Annotated in this window: 13 protein-coding genes; 9 read left to right on the top strand and 4 right to left on the bottom strand. The window is 66.6% G+C overall.

Going from position 1 to position 18952, the window contains the following annotated elements; translation table 11 throughout:
- Positions 1 to 69: 69 nt before the first annotated feature.
- The 3 genes from ACU0B3_RS11250 (at position 70) to ACU0B3_RS11240 (ending at position 2110) form a co-directional block, all read left to right on the top strand.
- The gene (locus tag ACU0B3_RS11250; protein ID WP_446260946.1) at positions 70 to 486 is read left to right on the top strand and encodes a hypothetical protein; all 417 of its coding nucleotides are present in this window, start codon (positions 70 to 72) and stop codon (positions 484 to 486) included.
- 110 nt (positions 487 to 596) lie between these two features.
- Entirely contained in the window at positions 597 to 1196 is a 600-nt protein-coding gene (locus tag ACU0B3_RS11245; RefSeq protein ID WP_446260945.1) for a superoxide dismutase, read from the top strand.
- A 26-nt stretch (positions 1197 to 1222) separates the two neighbouring features.
- On the top strand, positions 1223 to 2110 hold the full coding sequence (locus ACU0B3_RS11240) for a metallophosphoesterase (RefSeq protein ID WP_446260944.1): 888 nt from the start codon (positions 1223 to 1225) through the stop codon (positions 2108 to 2110).
- A 45-nt stretch (positions 2111 to 2155) separates the two neighbouring features.
- Here ACU0B3_RS11240 and ACU0B3_RS11235 read toward each other — a convergent pair whose 3' ends face one another.
- Positions 2156 to 2710 carry an LOG family protein gene (locus ACU0B3_RS11235; protein ID WP_446260943.1) on the bottom strand — a complete coding sequence of 185 codons (555 nt, stop codon included), beginning with the start codon at positions 2708 to 2710 and terminating at the stop codon, positions 2156 to 2158.
- Between the two features lie 159 nt (positions 2711 to 2869).
- Here ACU0B3_RS11235 and ACU0B3_RS11230 point away from each other — a divergent pair, with 159 nt between their 5' ends.
- The 3 genes from ACU0B3_RS11230 to xrtE all read left to right on the top strand — a co-directional run bounded on the left by ACU0B3_RS11230 (position 2870) and on the right by xrtE (position 7885).
- Complete coding sequence (locus tag ACU0B3_RS11230; RefSeq protein WP_446260942.1) at positions 2870 to 4417, top strand: LysM peptidoglycan-binding domain-containing protein; 1548 nt, start codon at positions 2870 to 2872, stop codon at positions 4415 to 4417.
- Positions 4414 to 6222: an ABCB family ABC transporter ATP-binding protein/permease gene (locus ACU0B3_RS11225; protein ID WP_446260941.1), complete on the top strand. Its 1809-nt coding sequence runs from the start codon at positions 4414 to 4416 to the stop codon at positions 6220 to 6222. Before ACU0B3_RS11230 ends, ACU0B3_RS11225 begins: the two co-directional genes overlap by 4 nt.
- Positions 6223 to 6307: 85 nt before the next feature.
- The gene (gene xrtE / locus ACU0B3_RS11220) at positions 6308 to 7885 is read left to right on the top strand and encodes an exosortase E/protease, VPEID-CTERM system (protein ID WP_446260940.1); all 1578 of its coding nucleotides are present in this window, start codon (positions 6308 to 6310) and stop codon (positions 7883 to 7885) included.
- Positions 7886 to 8213: 328 nt separating this feature from the next.
- Here the strand turns inward: xrtE and ACU0B3_RS11215 are convergent, their stop codons facing one another.
- From ACU0B3_RS11215 to ACU0B3_RS11205, 3 genes are all read right to left on the bottom strand, one after another.
- Positions 8214 to 8414 carry a VPEID-CTERM sorting domain-containing protein gene (locus tag ACU0B3_RS11215; RefSeq protein ID WP_446260939.1) on the bottom strand — a complete coding sequence of 67 codons (201 nt, stop codon included), beginning with the start codon at positions 8412 to 8414 and terminating at the stop codon, positions 8214 to 8216.
- Positions 8415 to 8575: 161 nt separating this feature from the next.
- A complete protein-coding gene (locus tag ACU0B3_RS11210) occupies positions 8576 to 12322 on the bottom strand; it encodes an efflux RND transporter permease subunit (protein ID WP_446260938.1) in 3747 nt (1248 codons plus the stop codon).
- Positions 12319 to 14685: an efflux RND transporter periplasmic adaptor subunit gene (locus tag ACU0B3_RS11205; protein ID WP_446260937.1), complete on the bottom strand. Its 2367-nt coding sequence runs from the start codon at positions 14683 to 14685 to the stop codon at positions 12319 to 12321. The genes ACU0B3_RS11210 and ACU0B3_RS11205 overlap by 4 nt, the downstream gene beginning before the upstream one ends.
- Positions 14686 to 14969: 284 nt before the next feature.
- Between ACU0B3_RS11205 and ACU0B3_RS11200 the strand changes: the two genes are divergently transcribed.
- From ACU0B3_RS11200 to der, 3 genes are all read left to right on the top strand, one after another.
- On the top strand, positions 14970 to 15635 hold the full coding sequence (locus ACU0B3_RS11200) for a tetratricopeptide repeat protein (RefSeq protein ID WP_446260936.1): 666 nt from the start codon (positions 14970 to 14972) through the stop codon (positions 15633 to 15635).
- Between the two features lie 79 nt (positions 15636 to 15714).
- Entirely contained in the window at positions 15715 to 17046 is a 1332-nt protein-coding gene (locus ACU0B3_RS11195) for an outer membrane protein assembly factor BamB family protein (RefSeq protein ID WP_446260935.1), read from the top strand.
- 290 nt (positions 17047 to 17336) lie between these two features.
- Positions 17337 to 18794: a ribosome biogenesis GTPase Der gene (gene der, locus ACU0B3_RS11190; protein WP_446260934.1), complete on the top strand. Its 1458-nt coding sequence runs from the start codon at positions 17337 to 17339 to the stop codon at positions 18792 to 18794.
- The last annotated feature ends 158 nt before the right edge of the window (positions 18795 to 18952 follow it).

Raw genomic sequence — 18952 nt, 5'->3', positions numbered from 1 at the left:
GTGCTGCGGGTTGGTTGTGGTCAAGCCCGGATGGCGTATGCTGACACAAACTGTGTCAATGGAGTGCGCATGCGCCGCCTTTCCCTTATTCTCGCTGTGATGTCGGTGATGGCTGCGGCGCCGGCCGCCCATGCGACAACCACAGCCTACACATGCAAGATCAAACCGATCTCAGCCAACTGGATCCCCGAAGTCCTCTTTGTCGGGCACAAGACGGGATCGAAGACGGCGGTCGCCTCGGACCCGATCATCCTGCACTACAACGACAGAAAGCCGATGGAGGTGCGTGTGGGGCGGGATCGCGGGAACGACGTGACCTTTGTGTGGACGCACAGCATGCGCGCGATGCAGGGCCACAATTTGCGCGTGACGTATCGGACGACGATTACGCGTGGCACAGGCGATGTGGCGATGCGCGTCAGCTTTGCCGGTGGTGGTCGCAGCTATAGCAGCCGCGGCACCTGCGAGATCAAAGAAGTCGACTGACCCGGCAGGAGACCGACAGCGCGGCATTCTTCCCCGCGGCCCCTTGACGCGGGCTCTGGAGCGCGCACATGGAGTAGTCAAACGAACCCAAAAGATGAAAGGGGCCGCCCATGGCATTCGAACTTCCCGACCTTCCCTACGCGCACGATGCGCTTGCGGACAACGGCATGTCCAAGGAAACGCTCGAGTATCACCACGACCTGCACCACAACGCCTATGTCACCAACGGCAACAAGGCGATCGAGGGCACCGAGTGGGAGGGCAAGTCGCTCGAAGAGATCATCACCGGCACCTACGACGCGGGCGCGGTGGCGCAGAACGGCATCTTCAACAACATCAGCCAGCTTTGGAACCACAACCAGTTCTGGGAGATGATGGGTCCGGGCGACAGCGCCATGCCGGGCGAGCTGGAAAAGGCCCTGACCGAGAGCTTTGGCTCGGTCGACAATTTCAAGGAAGACTTCTCTGCCGCGGGCGCGGGCCAGTTCGGCTCAGGCTGGGCATGGCTCGTCAAGGACACGGATGGCAGCCTCAAGGTCACCAAGACCGAGAACGGCGTGAACCCGCTCTGCTTTGGCCAGACAGCGCTTCTGGGCTGTGATGTGTGGGAGCACTCCTACTACATCGACTTCCGCAACAAGCGCCCGGCGTACCTGTCGAACTTCCTCGACAAGCTGGTGAACTGGGAGAACGTCGCGAGCCGCATGTAAGCGGTGCGTGATGTGACCCGTTTCACATGACCCGGCGCGGGTTTCTCAAAGGGCTGCTGGCGGCGACGCTGGCGGCCCTTTTTGCTGGGCTCTACGCCTTTTTCATCGAGCCTGCCTTGCGGCTGAGGGTGAAGCGTTGGGCAATCCAAAGGTCGGACTGGAGCGCGCCGCCGCTCCGCATTGTGGTCATCAGCGATATTCACCTCGGCGAGCCGTACGTGGGCCTCAAAAGGCTGCGGCAGGTGGTGCAGCGCGCCAATGCGCTGGGAGGTGATCTTGTGCTGCTGCTCGGAGACTTCTCCGCAAGCCACAGTTTCGTGTCGAAACCGGTGAAGTTTTCCGACGCCGCGCCGGTCCTGGCGGGTCTCAGCGCGCGTCATGGCGTCTTTGCAGTGCTGGGCAATCACGACTGGTGGGATGACCTGAGCGCACAGCGCCGGGGCGGCGGGCCAAACCTCTATGCACAGGCGCTGGGGGAGGTAGGGATACAGGTGCTCTCGAACGAGGCGCTCTTTCTCGAAGGCTCGGGCATCTGGCTGGCGGGGCTCGAGGACCAACTGGCGATCCGAAGGAACGGGCGGCTGGTCGGTCTCGATGATCTGCCGGGGACGATGGTGCGGGTGGCAGACGACGGGAGGCCGTGTGTGCTGATGGCGCATGAGCCCGACATCTTTGCCGAAGTGCCGGACCGCGTGGCGCTCACGCTGTCGGGCCATACCCACGGCGGACAGGTGCGCCTCTTTGGCTGGTCGCCGATGGTGCCGTCGCGCTTTGGCAACCGCTTCGCCTATGGCCATGTGCGCGAGGGTGGGCGCGATCTGGTGGTCTCCGGCGGGATCGGGTGTTCGATTGCGCCGGTGCGGTTTGGCGTGGCCCCGGAAATCACCGTGATCGAGATCAGCCGGGATGGGTGAAATCACCCATCCTACGTGACCGGCGCGCATGTAGGATGGGTGATCTCACCCATCCCCGATGGCGGAGAGCGCGTGGCCCAGGCTTCCGACGTCCGCCGCGACGGTGATCATGTCCCGCAGGCTTTGATCGGCAAAGCCATGCGCGATCACATGTTCGATCAGCGCCAGCAGCGGGTCCCAGAAGCCGGCCACGTTGAGCACCAAGATCGGCTTGGCGTGCAGGCCGATCTGGCGCCAGGTCAGCACCTCGAAGATCTCGTCGAGCGAGCCCGCCCCGCCGGGCAAGAGCAGCACGGCGTCGGCGTTCATGAACATCACCTTTTTGCGCTCGTGCATCGTTTCGGTGACCAGATGGCCTTCGGGCACGCGACCCTCGCGCTCGCGCGGGACGAGGTGCGTGGGGATCACCCCAAGCGTGCGTCCGCCCGCCGCGGTGCAGGCCGCGCTCACGGTGCCCATCAGCCCCACATCGCCGGCGCCAAAGACCAGCCGCGCGCCCGACTGGGCGAGCATCCGGCCGGTCGCCTCCGCCGCCTCCTCGAATCGCGGATCGGTGCCGGAGCGCGCGCCACAAAAGACGCAGACGGACAAAGCGGGCATGAAGGGCCTCTCGGGACGGAATTGATGCGAATTCAGGGCCAAACATAGCAGCCGCGTTGGCAATTGACACGCGCGTTGCTAAAAGCGCCAAAGTGCGCGCCCCGGGGGGTCTGGGTTAACATGGCCGGTTTGTTGTCTTCTTTGGCGGGGAAACCCGTTTTGCTGTTCACGCTCGGTGCGGGCCTTGTGGCCGGCGGGCTCGCTGCGACCGGGCTCTTGCCGCCGCGCGAGCCGGAGACCGCGGCGCCGTCCAGCGTGACGGCCTCGGCACCGGTTGCAACGGCGCCTGTGGAGGATGGGCCAGCTTCGGCAGATGCCGGGGGGACGGATGTGGCTTTGGCCGATCCAGAGGTCCAGCCATCTGAGCCCGCGTCGCAGGACACCGCCGAGGCGCCGACAGACCCGGATGGCGCACCGGCATTCGACTTGGTGCGGGTGGAGGCCGACGGCACCGCGTTGATCGCCGGCTCGGCTGCGCCGGGCGCAACGGTGTCGCTGGCCGTCGACGGCGCGGAAATCGCGCAGGCCGAAGCGGACGGGTCGGGCAAGTTCGTGGCCTTCCTGACCATCGAGCAATCCGAAGAGGCGCAGGTCCTGACGCTCGATGCCGATGTCGCGGGCACGCGCGTGACGTCCGAGGATCAGGTCATCATCGCCGCCGCACCTGTGGCAGTGAAGCCTGCGGTGGAAGAGATCGCGCGGGCTGACGCCGCGCCGGTGGAGGAAGGTGCCGAGGTGGCATCCGAAGCGCCGGATCAAGTGGCCGAGACAAGGATCACGCGTGACGACCCAGAGGTTGCAACGGACACGGCGGATACCAAGGTTTCGGAGACGGTGGTCACACCAACCGAAGAGGTTGCGGTAGCGCCGCAAGTGTCTGTTGTCGCAGACACGGAACGTGACACAGCTGCCGCTGCACCTGCACTTGAACCAACGACGGAAGTAGCTACCACCGAACCGCAAGCGCCAATCCAAACAGAGCCACCCGTTGCGACGCCCTCCGCGCCGCTGGTGGCTGGACGGGCAGAACCCGCGCCGCAAATGCCGCAGAGCTTTGGCGATGCGGGGGCGGCTGTCTCGCAAGCTCCGATTGTCTCGCCTGGCACGCCGCGCGCGCCGCAGGCGCTGACCTCGCCTGCGCCCGCCGCGCCTCAGGCGCCGACCGTGTTTCTGTCGAGCCGCGACGGAGTGCGCCTGCTCCAGGCGCCCGAAGCGCCTACGCCAAGCCCCGAGATGCCGGCCCCGCTCGCGCTCGACACGATCAGCTATTCGGAGGCTGGTGACGTGGCGCTGGCTGGACGTGGCACCGAAGGCGGCTTTGTGCGGGTCTACCTCGACAACGGCGCAATCACGACGTCGCGCATCCGCGAGGACGGCAGCTGGGCAGTCGACCTGCCGGACATCGACACCGGCGTCTACACGCTGCGCGTGGACGCGGTCGATGCAACCGGCGACGTGGTGAGCCGGGTCGAAACGCCCTTCAAACGCGAAAGCGAGGCCGCCCTCGAACGCGCAGCCGAGCAAGTGGCCGCCGCCGCCGCGCCGATCACCGCCGTCACCGTCCAGCCCGGCGCAACGCTCTGGGCGATTGCGCAGACGCGCTACGGTGCAGGCGCGCAGTACGTCAAGGTGTTCGAGGCCAACCGCGACCGGATCCGAAACCCTGACTTGATTTACCCAGGCCAGGTCTTCACGGTGCCCGAGTGAGCGACGCCAAGCCCGCGCGCACTGCCGAGGACGAACGCCGCTCGGGCTGGCGGACGATCCGTAAGGTCATCCCCTATCTCTGGCCGGAAGACTCGCCCGCCGTACGGCGCCGCGTCGTCTTTGCGATGCTGGCGCTGCTTCTCTCCAAGGTGATCGCCGTCGGCACGCCCATGCTGCAGGGCCGCGCCGTCGATGCGCTGGCCGAGGACGGCGTGTCGGACCTGGTGCTGGGCGCTGTCGGTCTGACGATCGCCTATGGCGTGGCGCGCCTGATGACCAACGGCTTTCAGCAGCTGCGCGACGTGATCTTTGCCCCCGTGGCACAGCGCGCGCTGCGCAAGCTCGCGTTCGAGACGTTCAGCCACATCCACGCCCTCTCGATGCGCTATCACATCACGCGCAAGACCGGCGGGCTCAGCCGCATCATCGAGCGCGGGGTCAAAGGCGTCGAGTTCCTGCTCCGCTTCCTGCTCTTTTCCATCGGCCCGCTCATCCTCGAGCTCTTGCTGATCGGCGGCGTGCTCTTTTTCTATTTCGACCCCTGGTATCTCCTGGTCGTCGCCGTCACCATCGCGCTTTACGTCTGGTTCACCTTTGCGGTGACCGAGTGGCGCGTGAAGCTGCGCCGCGAGATGAACGACCAGGACACCGACGCCAACCAAAAGGCGATCGACAGCCTCCTCAACTACGAGACGGTCAAGTATTTCAGCGCCGAGGCCCGCGAGGCAGAGCGCTACGACATGGCCATGGCCGGCTACGAGCGCGCCGCGCTCAAGACGTCTTACTCTCTCGCGTTCCTCAACTTCGGCCAGTCGTTCCTGATCACATCGGGGCTGGTGGTGGTGATGGTCATGGCCGCCATCGGCGTGCAGAACGGCACGCTGAGCGTCGGCGATTTTGTCATCGTCAACAGCTACATGATCCAGATCACCATGCCGCTGAACTTTCTCGGCACGGTCTACCGCGAGATTCGGCAGGCGCTGGTGGACATGGGCGAGATGTTCGACCTGCTCGAGCAGCCCGCCGAGGTGCGCGACGCCCCCGATGCGCGCCCGCTCGAGGTGCGCGGAGGACGCGTGACGCTCGACGAGGTGGCGTTTGGCTACGACCCCGCGCGTCCGATCCTGCGGGGCGTGACGCTCGATGTGCCCGCGGGGCAGACGGTCGCGATTGTCGGCCCGTCGGGCTCCGGCAAGTCGACCATCGGGCGGCTCCTTTTTCGGTTTTATGACGTGAACGGCGGCGCGATCCGCATCGACGGCCAGGACCTGCGCGCCGTCACCCAGACCTCGCTGCACGAGGCCATCGGCGTGGTCCCTCAGGACACCGTGCTCTTTAACGACACGATCCGGTACAACATCGCCTACGGCCGGGCGGACGCCACCGAAGAGGACATCGTGGCCGCTGCGCGCGCCGCTCAAATCCACGACTTCATCACCAGCCTGCCCGAGGGGTATGACACGCCCGTGGGCGAACGTGGGCTCAAGCTGTCGGGCGGCGAGAAACAGCGCGTCGGCATCGCCCGCACGTTGCTCAAGGACCCGCCGATCCTGCTCCTGGACGAGGCGACCTCCGCGCTCGACACCGAGACGGAGCACGAGATCCAGGACGCGCTCGACACCGCCGCCGAGGGGCGCACCGTCATCACCATCGCGCACCGCTTGTCGACCATCGCGGACGCGGACAAGATCGTCGTGCTGCAGGAGGGTGAGGTGATCGAGACCGGCGGCCACGCCGCGCTTTTGGCGCGCGACGGGCGGTACGCGCAGCTCTGGCACCTGCAGGAGCGCGACGACGTGGCGTGAGCCGTGCTATGGACTCTCCCTAGTCTGGTCACGAAGACGCCATGTTTTTGGGTCACGCACGGCCGCTATGGAAAGGACGCTTCATATGACGTCGTCGCGCGGGCTTTGGTGGACCGGGCTCTTTGCGGCCGAGCTCATCGCGCTTGTCGTGGCCTATCAGGTCGTCACGCCGATCGAGTGTCAGCTGACCGCGTATGAGAGCGCGTGCCGCGGGCTGCGCAGCAGCCTCATCCGGCTGGTGTGCGTCGCGATGGCAGTTGGCGTTTTCCTCTGGGCGCGGCCTGCCGCGCGTGCGGCCTTTGGCCGGGTCGTGGCGCAGGGCGGCGCTTTGCCTTGGACTTTGGTGCATCTGGCGGGCGTTATGGTGGCTTTTGCGCCACTGGTGCTGATCCCGCAGGGCGAGATGAATGCCGCCTTTGGCCGTGTGCTGCCCGCGCTTGCCGCTGGTGGCGCCGCGATGCTGGTCGGAGGGCTTTTGGCGATGGCGCCGGCGCGCGCCTGGGCGGGGTGGCTTAGTGCCTTTGGCCTGCCGCTTCTGGCGCTGTCGGTTCCGGCGTTCCTGGTGCCGGATGTGGTCGACCTTTTGGGCCCGCTCTGGTCCGTCGATGTGCTCGCGCAGGCGACGTTTAACACGGTGATCTACCTCTTGAGCTGGTTTCCGGGCACGATCCTCGTCAACTACGAAGCGGCGATGATCGGATTCGACGACTTTGTTGTGCTGGTCGCGAGCCAGTGTTCGGGGATCGAGGGGCTGGCGCTGATCACCGGGTTCATGGTGCTTTACGCCATCCTCTTTCGCGCGGACCTGCAGCAGGGGCGGTTCTGGGCGGTGCTCTGGCCGCTGGCGCTTTTGGCGAGCTGGGGCCTCAATGCGCTGCGGATCACCGCGCTGATCCTGATCGGCGCGTGGCAATCGCCCGAGCTTGCGGTCAACGGATTTCACAGCTTTGCCGGCTGGCTCTTTTTCCTGTGTCTGGTGGCGGGCGTCCTTTGGGTCGCGCACAACTGGACGTTCCTCTTGAAGGCGCGCGGTGCCGAAGCTGTGCGTGCTCCCGTCTCCGCGTACGAGAGCGAGACGCGGGTCGAGGCGCTGATCGTGCCGTTCATCGCATTCATGGCCGGCGGTATGCTGGTGCAGGCGGTGTTCGAAGACCCGGCTCTAGGCTATCCGCTGACGGCGGCGGCGATGACGCTGGCGATCTTTGTCTACCGCCGCGACCTCATGGCGTTTGTGGCCAAGCCCGATCCGCTGGCTTATCTCTCCGGTGCCGTGGTTGGGGCGTTCTGGCTCTACTTTGCCGAAGCGGGCGAGGGGCCTGGCGCGGCAGAAGTCACCGGGCTGCTCGGCGCGCTCTGGATCGCCATCCGCGTGATCGGCACCGGCATTCTTGTGCCGATCGCCGAGGAGACCTTCTTTCGCGGCTACATCATCGGCCGCTTCGACACGGGCGGTCTTGCTTTGAGGCTTGGCCTCATCGCAGTTTCGACCGTGGGATTTGCCGCACTGCATGGGCGTTGGATCGAGGCGGGGCTGGCGGGTCTGATCTTTTCGCTGGTGTATCTGCGCCGCGGCAAACTCATCGACCCGATCGTCTCGCACGCAGTGGCAAACATCCTGATCGCGGCGGTAGCGGCGATGTCGGGTGACTGGACGTTGATCTAAGGCAGCTGGTCATCAATCTGATCCAACCGGAACGGACGTGCACGCGACGTCCCGCGGGGTGGCGCAATCGCGCCGCCCGTTTTGCCGGAGGCAAACCTTCGGTTTGACGGGGGCGGGTTGGCGCGGCCTTACAGTGCCTGTCAGGCGGGCGCTTTGATTTAGGCTATTGGGAATCACGTTTCGGGTCACCCGCTATTATGCGCGCGCTTTTGGCTTTGATCTGCGTATTGAGAGAAGACCGCCTCGCAAAGAAAAAGGCGTGGCCCCGTCCCGCGGGCCACGCCTTTGGCGGCACGCCTTCTTCAGGCGTGACGCGAACTAAATGAAATCAGACGCTGCGGCGGCGCTTGATTTCCCATGCCAGCGCGGTCAGCGCAAGCACGGCTGCGATGGCGAGGGCGCCCATCGACGCATCGATTTCCGGCACGGCAGCGCACGCTTGCGTCGAGCAGTAGCCAGTGTCGACCGGTACGATGGTAATGCCACCGCCCGTATTCCACCCCCAAGGTGTAGTGCTAACCTGGTCCATGATCTCACTCCATAATATCACTACGCCACTAAGGCGCGCGTTTCTTGATCACGTCAAATTTTCGACAACATTGATAGCAGACATCGAAACACTGGTGGACTGTAGAGGGACTGTCCACGATTCGGAACCCAATGGCTGCACGAATCGTGGGGTCTGCCGAATCATTCGGCGGCTTTGACCGGACCGGGGAAGACGAACTCGGTCTGGCGTGTGACGTCCGCCGGCTCGTCTTCGACATCGCCCGCGGGGTCGTCCCAGATGATCTGCGGCGCCTTGGTCTTGCGGGCCTGACGGCGCTGCGCCCAGTCGCGCGCGACCTGGCTCGAGCGCGGCATCGAGAGCCGGCCCAACAGCCGGGCCAGAGCCAGCGCGTAAGTGCTGATCCAGACGCGCAGCGCCAGCATCGACGGTGTAAAGACCAGCGTCAGCACCGTCGCGATCCCGAGGCCGAAGACGACCGCCGTCGCCAGCTGCTTCCACCAGAGGGCAGTGGGCGAATCGACCGAGAAGCCGCCCGCGCCAAAGTCGAGCGACAGCCCGAACATCATCGGCGTCAGGCCCGCCATCGTGGTGATCGTCGTCAGCAGCACCGGGCGAATGCGCGCCTCGGTGGTGCGCACGATCGCCTGGATGCGCGGCATGTACTGGCTATACTCCTGATAGGTGTCGATTAGCACGATGTTGTTGTTCACCACGATCCCGGCAAGCGCGACGATCCCTGTGCCCGTCATGATGATCGAGAAGGGTTGCTGCATCACGAGCATCCCGATCAGCACGCCCGTCGTCGACAGCACCACCGCCAAAAGCACCAGCGCGGCGTTGTAGAACGAGTTGAACTGCGCCAGCAGGATGATGAACATCAGGCCCAGGGCCGCGGCAAAGGCCGAGGAGAGGAATGCCTGGCTTTCGGCTTGCTCCTCCTGATCGCCCGTCCACTCGAAGGCGATGCCGGTCGGGAGAGGATCGGTGTCGAGCCATTTGGTCAGCTCTACGATACGCTCGTTGGCGGTGAGCGGCACGGCGCGCAGCTCTTCGGAGGCGGCAAGCTCGCTGAGTTCGGCGCGTGTGGCGCCGTCCGCGAGGCCGGTCACGTCATAGCTGCGCTCGCCGATGGAGAGCGAGTCGGGCGCGTCTTCGTTTTCGGTGCCGTAGCCGATAAGGCGTGCCTCGTCGCCCGATCCGGTCACGAAGGTCAGAACGCCGGGCAGGATGTCCGCTTTGACGTCGAAGTAGCGCTGTTGATCGACGCGGTTGATCTCGGCGAGTTTGGCGACGGGCTGGCGCGTGATGAAGTTCGAGAGCGGAATGAGGCCATCCGCCGTGCGCACGCGCAAGGTGTCGAGGGTCGAGAGGACCCGGTCCTCTTCGGGTAGGCGCACGCGGATTTCGATCTCTTCATCCGAGCTGTCGACGCGCATCGTGTCGAGCAGGATACCGCGCGTGACGAGCTGCACCATCGCGCCCACGGTGGCCACGTCGGCGCCGTAACGGCCGGCCTTTTCGACGTCCACGTCGATCTGCCAGTCGATTCCGGGCAGGGGGCGGGTGTCCTCGATCAGCGTCAGGCCGGGGGTCGCGTCGAAGACGGCGCGCGCGCGGGCGGTCCCCTCGATCAGGTCCTCCCAATTGTCGCCGGTCAGGCGAAGATGCACGGGTTTGCCGGCGCCGGGCCCGCCGGCGAGGGCGAGGATCTCGGTCTGGATGCCGGGGATCTCGGCGAGCTGCTCTTCGATCTCGGCGACGACCACGTCGCCGTCGAGGTCAGCGCGTCCGGGGCGTTGCTCCCATGGGATGGTCTCGAGCTGGATTTGCCCGATCGTGTCCCCCGGCGCCTCGGTGCCGCCGGTGTTGGCGTTCAGCCCGCCCTCGCCAGCAAAGGAGAAGGCGTTGTCGATGCCGGGGTGCGACAGGACGATCCGCTCGGCGCGTTTGAGGAGCGCGTCCTTTTCCTCCAGCGAGAGGTTGCCGCGCGCCTGCACGTAGACGATGGCCTGTTCGGTCTCGCTCTCGACGAAGAATTCGACGCCGTAGTTGTTCTCGCCAAAGTAGCTGAAGACGCTCACGACAAAGAAACCGACGGCGACGATGCTGACGATCGGCATGATCGGGTTGCCGGCGATGAAGTTGATGAAATGGCCAAAGAGGCTGCGGCGGTAGCCGGCTTTGACCTTTTTCTCGCGGCGCTCGATGCGCGCGGCGCCGATGGCGATGGACGACAGGATGGCGCCGGCGAAAAAGAGGAGCGTCGGGATGATCCAGGCAAGGTTGCCCTCGGGCACGCTCTCCGCGCCAAAAAGCCACTGGGGCGCCAGCACGGCACGGGCGCCCACGTAGGTCAGAAAGATCGCCGCCACGACCAGCGCCGCGCGCGCGATCCACCAGGGCAGGAGCCGTTTCACAAAGGCCGAGGCGCCCTCGAGCCCGCGCGAAAAGCGCCCCGTCACGCCGCCCATCACGGGCAGGTAGACCAGCGCCACGACCAGCGAGGCCGAAAGGACGAAGATCAGCGTGACCGGCAGCATCCCCATGAACTCACCGGGCACGCCGGGCCAGAAGAGCATCGGCAGGAAGGCGCAGAGCGTGGTTGCAGTGGACGACACGATCGGCCAGAACATGCGCTTGGCCGCGTCCACGTAGGCCTGCATCGGGCCGACGCCTTCCTTCATCCGCTTGTCGGCGTATTCCACGACGACGATGGCGCCGTCGACGAGCATGCCCACGGCGAGGATGAGGCCGAACATCACGATGTTCGAGACCGTGATGCCCATGACCGCCAGCAGGACAAAGCACAACAGGAACGAGGTCGGGATGGCAAAGCCCACCAGCAGCGCCGGGCGCGTGCCGAGCGAGGCGAGCACGACGATCATCACCAGCGCGATGGCGGTCAGGACCGAGCCTTCGAGCTGGCTGACCATGGAGGCGACGATGCGCGACTGGTCGTTGGAGGTGCCAAGCGTGACGGCGGCGGTCAGCTCGTCCGGCCAGGTCTCCTGCTGGGCGGCGACGACCTCTTTAACGGCGGTAGAGGTGTCGATGAGATTGAAGCCCTTGCGCTTGACCACCTGCAGCGCGACGGAGGTCTCGCCGTTGAACCGGGCGGTGCCGGCACGGTCCTCGAAGGTCAGCTGGATGCGCGCGAGATCGCCAAGCGTGATGACACGGTCGCCGTTGGTCTTGACCGGCAGGTCGTAGACGTCGCGCGCGTCATCGAAGGAGGAGGGGATCTTGACCGCAAAGGCACCCTGCCGCGTCTCCACCTCGCCGGCGGCGATCAGCTGGTTGTTGTTCTGCACGACGTTGATCAGTTCGCCGGCGGTCACGTTGTAACTTTCGAGCCGCAGCGGATCGATCAGCACCTCGAGCATCTCGTCGCGGTTGCCGGCGAGCGAGGCTTCGAGCACCGCGTCCATGCCTTCGATCTCGTCCTGCAGGTCCTTGGCGATGCGGTTCATCGTGCGCTCGGGCACGTCGCCGGTCAGGTTCACGATGATGATCGGGAATTCGGAAAAGTTGATCTCGGTGATCGAGTATTGCTCTGCCCCATCGGGAAAGTCGGCTTCGGCGTTGTTCATCGCGTCGCGCACGTCGGCGATGATCTTGGTCTTGTCCCAGCCGAACTCGAATTCGAGCGCCAGACCGGCAAAGCCCTCGGCAGCTGTCCCGGTCATCTCTTTCAGACCGTCGAGGTCGCTCAGCTCGGTCTCAATCGGTTTCAGCAGCAGCGTCTCGCTGTCTGCCGCCGAGATGCCGGGGAAGGGGACGGAAATGAAAAGAGCCGGGATTTCGATGTCCGGCTCTCCTTCCTTTGGCAGGGACGTGTAGGCAAAGGCGCCTGCCGCCAGCGACAGCGCGATGAACGCGAGCACCATCCGCGCACGCTGCGCAGCCCAATCGACGATACCGGTCATTGCAGGACCTCTTCAAAGCTGGGGGCGACGGGCACTCCGTCGATCACGTATTCCTGTCCGACGAGGATGATGTCGGCCTTGTCCGGCAGTCCCGTCAGCCAGACGCCTTCGGCCGTGTCGCGCAGGAGCGAGACAGGCACGAACAGCGCCTCGGAGCCCGCGTCGACGATCCGCACGCCAAGCGCGCCATCGTCGTTCAGTGTCAGCACGGATTGCGGCAGCAGGTGCGCGGACTGGCCTTCGGCCGCGATGTAGAGCTCGGCGGTCTGGCCGTCGCGGATCGAAAGGTCGGCGTTTGACACGGCGACCTCGACGCGGAAGGTGCGGGTCGTGCTGTCGGCGGAGCGCGAGACAAAGTCGACGGTGCCTTGCACGGTCGCGCCGCCCGTGAGGGTCGCCTGCGCCGGCGCGCCGAGGCGCACGCGGCTCAGCTCAGTCTCGGGCACGAACCCGACGATCTTCACCGGGTCGAGCTGGATCACCGTCGCGCAAAGGTCACCGGGTTGGAGCAGCGTGCCCAGCTCGGCCGTGTCACTTTCCAGAAGGCCGCCGAAGGGCGCGTGGACATCCAGACGCTCGATTTCCTTGCGGGCGGTGGCGACGCGGGCCTCGGCGGACTGGATGCCCGATTGCGCGTTCTGGATGCCGCTGCGCGCCGCCTGGATCGCGGCTTCGGCGCCCTCGACCTGGCTCTCGGCAGAGATGACGGCGGCCTTGGCGCCCTCGACGCCAGAGGTTGCCGACTGGACCGAGGCGCGGGCGCCTTCGATCTGGCTCTTGGCGCTTTCGACCCCGGCGCGGGCGTTTTCGACGCCGCTTTTGGCGGTCTGCACGCCGGCGGTGGCGTTCTGAACCTGGCTCTTGGCGGATTGCTCGGCGGCACGGGCGCCTTCGATCTGGCTCTTGGCCGATTGCACGCCGGCCTTGGCGCTTTCGACCTGGCCCTTGGCGGCCTGCACGGCGGCGATGGCGCTTTGCACCTGGCCTTTGGCCGAGGCGATGGTGGCGCGGGCGTTTTCGACCTGGCTCTTGGCCGTTTCCACGCCGGCGAGTGCGCTTTCGACACCGCCTTTGGCGTTTTGCACGGCGGCGCGGGCGCTGGTGACCTGGCCGCGGGCGGCCTCGATCCCGGCGCGGGCGCCTTCGAGCGCGGAATTGGCTGATTGCACGCCGGCCTCGGCGGCGCGCAGCTGGGCGCGGGCGGCTTGTTCCTGTGCGCGCGCGGCCTCGATGGAGGCGTTGGCATTCGCGACGCGCGTCTGTGAGGCGAACCCGCCCTGCGAGAGGCGGGTCGCGGCGTTCTGGTTGATCTCTGCCTCGGCGATGCGGGCCTGTGCCTCGATCAGCCGGGCCTCGGCCTCCGGCACGCGTGCCTCAGCCTCCAGAACGCGCGCTTCGGCGGCTGGGACAGCGGCGCGCGCTTCGACGAGGCGGGCCTCGGCAGTTGTGATCCCCGCTTCGGCCTCTTCAAGACGGGCCTCAGATGACGGGATGTTCGCTTCCGCCTCGCGCAGGCGCGCCTCGGCTGCGGGCAGGGCCGCTTGCGCCTCGACCAGTCGCGCCTCGGCGGCAGGGATGTTGGCCTCGGCCTCGGCCAGGCGCGCCTCTGCCGTCGGGATACCGGCCTCGGCCTCCGACAGGCGCGAGATGGCGGCGGAGATGCCGGCGGCGGCCTCTGCCAGACGGGCCTGTGCCTCGGGGATGCGGGCTTCGGCTTCGATCAGGCGGGCTTCGGATTCCGGCACGCGCGCCTCGGCCTCGATCAGGCGCGCCTCGGCAGCGGGAACGCCCGCGCGGGCCTGTGCAAGCGCGGCTTCGGCGGCAGGCACGGCAGCGTTGGCCTCGGCCACGCGGGCGCGCGCTGCGGGCAGGGCGGCCTGCGCCTCGAGCAGGCGCGCGTCCGCCTCCGGCACGCGGGCGTTGGCCTCGGCGAGGGCGGCAAGCGCCTCTTCGAGCGAGACATCGCGCGTGCCGGGGTCGATCTGGCAGAGCAAGTCGCCCTCGGCCACCTGTGCGCCCTTGCGGAGGGGTTCGGAGACGATCGTGCCGGTGGTCTCGGCGCGCACATCGACCTCGCGCACGGCGGCGGTCTCTCCGCGCAGCACAACGGCGCTGTCGATCTCGCGGGCGGTGGAGGCGCGGGCAATCACCCGCACCGGATCTGCTGCCGCCCCTGTGGCGGCATCGACAACCGAGACCGGCTCGGCAGTGGTTTCCGGGGCCACCGGCTCGGGACCGTCGAGGACCTCGGCCACATCGACCTCGTCGCCGCGCGCCAGGGCGAGCAGCGTGTCGCGTTCGAGGATCACGGAATAGAGGACGGCCGAGACCACGAGGGCGGTCAGGATCGGGAAAATTCGCATGCTTGAGAGCCTTTCAAGCCGCTGGTAGCGGGATCAGTCCACGGCTGACATAGGCGCATTCCCGCTCAATGCAATCGAAATCAGGCGTTTCCTGTACGAAACGGTTCACTTTGCTTGACGAAACGGCAGGTTGCCTAGGCTGCGGCTGGACCGTGCCCGATCTGCGTCAGGGGTTGGCACCAGTGCGGCGGCGGCGTAAACCGCGCAGGACGCGGGTTTGTGTGGCCCGATGCGGGCCAGACCAACGCAAACCAAGATACCGAAAGACACGAGGGCGCCGGGACGTGAGCGACAGCGACAGTTTCATCGAAGAGGTCACCGAAGAGGTCCGCCGCGACCGGCTTTACGGCTACCTCAAGCGCTACGGCTGGATTGCGGCGCTCATCATCCTCGGCATCGTCGGCGGTGCCGCGTGGTCCGAGTGGCAAAAGGCACAAACGGAGGCCGCGGCGCAGGCGCTGGGGGACGAGATCCTGAGCGCGCTCGACAGCCCCGAGCCGCAGGCGCGCATCGACGCTTTGGGAGAGATCGACGCTGGATCGCCCGGCGGGTCGGCCATGCTGCAGCTGCTCATTGCCGCCGAGCAGGCGCAGGACGGCCAGACGGAGGCTGCGACCGGCGCACTGGCCGGCGTGGCCTCCAATGGCGAGCTGCCGCAAATCTACCGCCAGATCGCCGCCTTCAAGGCGCTCCTGGCGCAAGGGACCGAGACACCGGCGGCAGAGCGGCGGATCGGCTTTGAAAACCTCGCCGTCCCCGGCAACACGCTCCGCGCGCTGGCCGAGGAGCAGCTTGCCCTGATCGACGTCGAGGAGGGCGACACCGACGGCGCCATCACGCGCCTCACCCGCCTGATCGACGATGCCGAGGCGACGGAGGGCTTGCGTCAACGCGCGCGCCAGTTGATTGTGGCCCTGGGCGGCGAGCCGTCCGAGACGGACGCAACGTGACGAAAGCCAGGTTGCGCAGGATGCCGCGCCCGGCCGCAAAGAGCCGTGGCGCATCGGGCGAGCAGACGAGGAGGTTCCGGTGAAGCTCAGTGCAACATGTCTTGTGCCGGCCCTTGGCCTTTTGCTGCTGAGCGCCTGTGCGGAGCCCGAAGTGATCCTGCCCGGGGAGCGCGAGGCGATCCGCGAGGGCGGGGATCCGGCGCCGAATGCCCGGCTGCTGAGCGCGGCGGAGAACGCGGCGCGCGGCATCTCGCTGCCGCCCCAGCAATCGAACGCGGCCTGGGCGCAGCGTCCGGGCTCTCCCTCCACGCGCGTGGCGCATGCCGCCTTGTCGAGCGCGCCGCAGCCGCTCTGGAGCGCCAACATAGGGACCGGGGACCGCAAGCGGCAGCGCATCATCACCGACCCGGTCGTGGCGGACGGGCGCGTCTTTACCATGGACAGTGGTTCGGTGGTCGTGGCCACGTCGACCGCGGGCGCGCAGCTCTGGTCGCGGGACATGACGCCCGAGCGCGACCGCTCCGGCCAGGCGGCGGGCGGGCAGCTCGCGGTGGCAGGCGGCGTGCTTTACGTCTCCTCGGCCTACGGGACTTTGACTGCACTGGATGCCGCCAGCGGTGAAGAAATCTGGCAGCAGCGCCTCGGCGCAACCGCCACCGGCGCGCCGCTTGTGTCGGGAGACCTGGTCTACATCGTGGCAGGCGACACCACGGCCTGGGCGCTCGAGACCGCGACTGGCCGCATCCGATGGCAGCTCGACGGGGTGAGCGACATCAACAACGTGCAGGGCGCGCCGGCGCCGGCGGTGAACGACAGCCTTGTGCTCTTTGCCTATGGCGAGGGTGACGTGCAGGCGGCGTTCCGAAAGGGCGGGTTCCAGCTCTGGAACGCGGCCGTGGTGGGAGAGCGCGACGGGTTCGCGCCCGCCACCGTGAACGACGTGACGGCGGATCCGGTGATCTCGGGCAGTCAAGTCTTTGTCGGCACCCATGCCGGGCGCCTTGTCGCGCTGAATGTCGACAGCGGCGCGCGGGAGTGGACGCAGACCATGGGCGCGCTCGCGCCGGTCTGGCCTGCCGGAGACAGTATCTTTGCGGTCAACGATCTCAACCAGCTGGTGCGGCTCGACCGCAGCGATGGCAGCGTCGTGTGGACCCAGAACCTGCCGGGGTTCGTGCCCAAGCGGCGCTCGATCCGGCGCGCGGCGATCTTTCAGCACCATGGGCCGATCCTGGCGGGTGGCGCGCTGATCGTGGCCTCGGGCGACGGCTTCCTGCGGTTCTTTGATCCGGTGAGTGGGGAGCCGCTGCGCCAGATCGCAGTGCCAGGTGGGGCGACGACAGCGCCAGTGGTGGCGGGCGGCACGCTCTATGTCGTGTCCGGCAATGGGGTGCTGCACGCGTTCCGGTAGATGAGCGCTCCTCCGACGCCTACGCCTAAGTCGAAGTCCCCGCCTGACGGGCACTGTCAGGCCGCGTCATGCCAAAGGCATGCCTCCGGCATGACCCGCCCCCCGTCAAACCGTAGGTTTGCCTTCTGCAAAGTGGGCGGCGCGATGCGCCACCCCGCGGGACGGCGCGTGAACCGCTGTTGCTCAGCCTTTCCTGCTATGGCCACCCGCCCGACACCACTCTTCTAAGCCTTTCCGCCGACAACCGGCTGGTGTAAGGCGAGAGCTTACCTTGCAGCGGCGCGAGTCCCATGGCCTTTACCCTTGCCCTCGTCGGGCGCCCCAACGTTGGAAAATCCACGCTTTTCAACCGCTTGGTTGGCAAGAAGCTGGCGCTTGTCGATGATCAACCCGGCGTGACGCGTGACCTGCGGGAGGGCGCGGCGCGGCTCGGAGATCTGCAGTTCACCGTGATCGACACCGCCGGCCTCGAGGAAGCGACCGACGAAAGCCTGCAAGGCCGCATGCGCCGCCTGACCGAGCGGGCGGTGGCCGAGGCCGACGCCTGCCTCTTCATGATCGACGCGCGGGTGGGGGTGACGCCCACCGACGAGCTTTTTGCCGACATCCTGCGTAAGTCGGCCGCAACGGTGCTTCTGGCCGCCAACAAGTCCGAAAGCATGGCCTCCGAGGCGGGCGTGATCGAGGCGTTCTCGCTTGGCCTTGGCGAGCCCATCGCGCTGTCTGGTGAGCATGGCGAGGGGATGGGCGATCTGCACGCCGCCTTGTCGCCGCTGATCGAGGACGCCGCCGAGCAGGTCGTCGAGACCGGCCCGCGTGTGGACGTCGATGTCGACGGAGATGACGAGGACACCGAGCCGCCCCTCATCACCCCTGAAAGCCCTCTTCAAGTCGCCGTGGTGGGCCGTCCGAACGCGGGCAAGTCCACGCTGATCAACCGCATTCTGGGCGAGGACCGCCTGCTGACCGGGCCGGAGGCGGGGATCACGCGCGATGCCATCTCGCTCAAGATCGACTGGGACGGCACGCCCATGCGCATCTTCGACACCGCCGGGATGCGCAAGAAGGCCAAGGTGCAGGACAAGCTGGAAAAGCTGTCAGTCTCGGACGGTCTGCGCGCGGTGAAGTTCGCCGAGGTCGTCGTGGTCCTCCTCGATGCCGCGATCCCCTTCGAACAGCAGGACCTGCGCATCGCCGATCTGGCCGAGCGTGAGGGCCGCGCGGTCGTGGTTGCGGTCAACAAGTGGGACATCGAGGAGAACCGGCAGGAGAAGCTCAAGCAGCTCAAGCAGGGGTTCGAGCGGCTCCTCCCACAGCTCAAAGGCGCGCCTCTGGTAACGGTGTCGGCGCGGACCGGACGCGGGCTCGACCGTCTTCACAAGGCGATCCTCGAGGCGCACCGGGTCTGGAACATGCGCGTGACCACGTCGCATCTTAACCGCTGGCTCGACGGGATGGTCGCGATGCACCCGCCGCCTGCGCCGCAAGGCAAGCGGATCAAGCTGCGCTACATGACGCAGGCCAAGACGCGGCCGCCGGGCTTTGTCGTGATGTGCTCGCACCCCGACAAGATGCCCGAAAGCTACAAGCGGTATCTGGTGAACGGGCTGCGATCGGACTTCGACATGCCCGGCACGCCGATCCGGCTGACCCTGCGCGGCCAGGGCGACAAGAACCCCTACAAGGGGCGCAAGACGCCCGGTCCCTCAAAGCTACGCAAGCACTTGAGCGGGCCGCGTGGGAGCTAGGGTGTCACTTTTGACCGGACGAACAGCAGCTTATCACAGAGCGCCCGCCTGACGGGCACCGTCAGGCCGCGCCGACCCGCCCCCGTCAAGCCAAAGGTTTGCCTCCGGCAAAACGGGCGGCGCGTGCACCTAAGTTCCAAGGGTATCAGATAAAGGGC

Source organism: Pseudaestuariivita sp. (assembly GCF_052825805.1).
This window is presented reverse-complemented; position numbering and strand designations above follow the sequence as displayed.

Bases quoted from the DNA above. Each gene is read 5' to 3' on its own strand.
- ACU0B3_RS11235 (WP_446260943.1), bottom strand. From the start codon at position 2,710: ATGCCCGCTTTGTCCGTCTGCGTCTTTTGTGGCGCGCGCTCCGGCACC.
- ACU0B3_RS11240 (WP_446260944.1), top strand. From the start codon at position 1,223: ATGACCCGGCGCGGGTTTCTCAAAGGGCTGCTGGCGGCGACGCTGGCG.
- ACU0B3_RS11250 (WP_446260946.1), top strand. From the start codon at position 70: ATGCGCCGCCTTTCCCTTATTCTCGCTGTGATGTCGGTGATGGCTGCG.
- xrtE (WP_446260940.1), top strand. From the start codon at position 6,308: ATGACGTCGTCGCGCGGGCTTTGGTGGACCGGGCTCTTTGCGGCCGAG.
- ACU0B3_RS11205 (WP_446260937.1), bottom strand. From the start codon at position 14,685: ATGCGAATTTTCCCGATCCTGACCGCCCTCGTGGTCTCGGCCGTCCTC.
- ACU0B3_RS11210 (WP_446260938.1), bottom strand. From the start codon at position 12,322: ATGACCGGTATCGTCGATTGGGCTGCGCAGCGTGCGCGGATGGTGCTC.
- der (WP_446260934.1), top strand. From the start codon at position 17,337: ATGGCCTTTACCCTTGCCCTCGTCGGGCGCCCCAACGTTGGAAAATCC.
- ACU0B3_RS11245 (WP_446260945.1), top strand. From the start codon at position 597: ATGGCATTCGAACTTCCCGACCTTCCCTACGCGCACGATGCGCTTGCG.
- ACU0B3_RS11215 (WP_446260939.1), bottom strand. From the start codon at position 8,414: ATGGACCAGGTTAGCACTACACCTTGGGGGTGGAATACGGGCGGTGGC.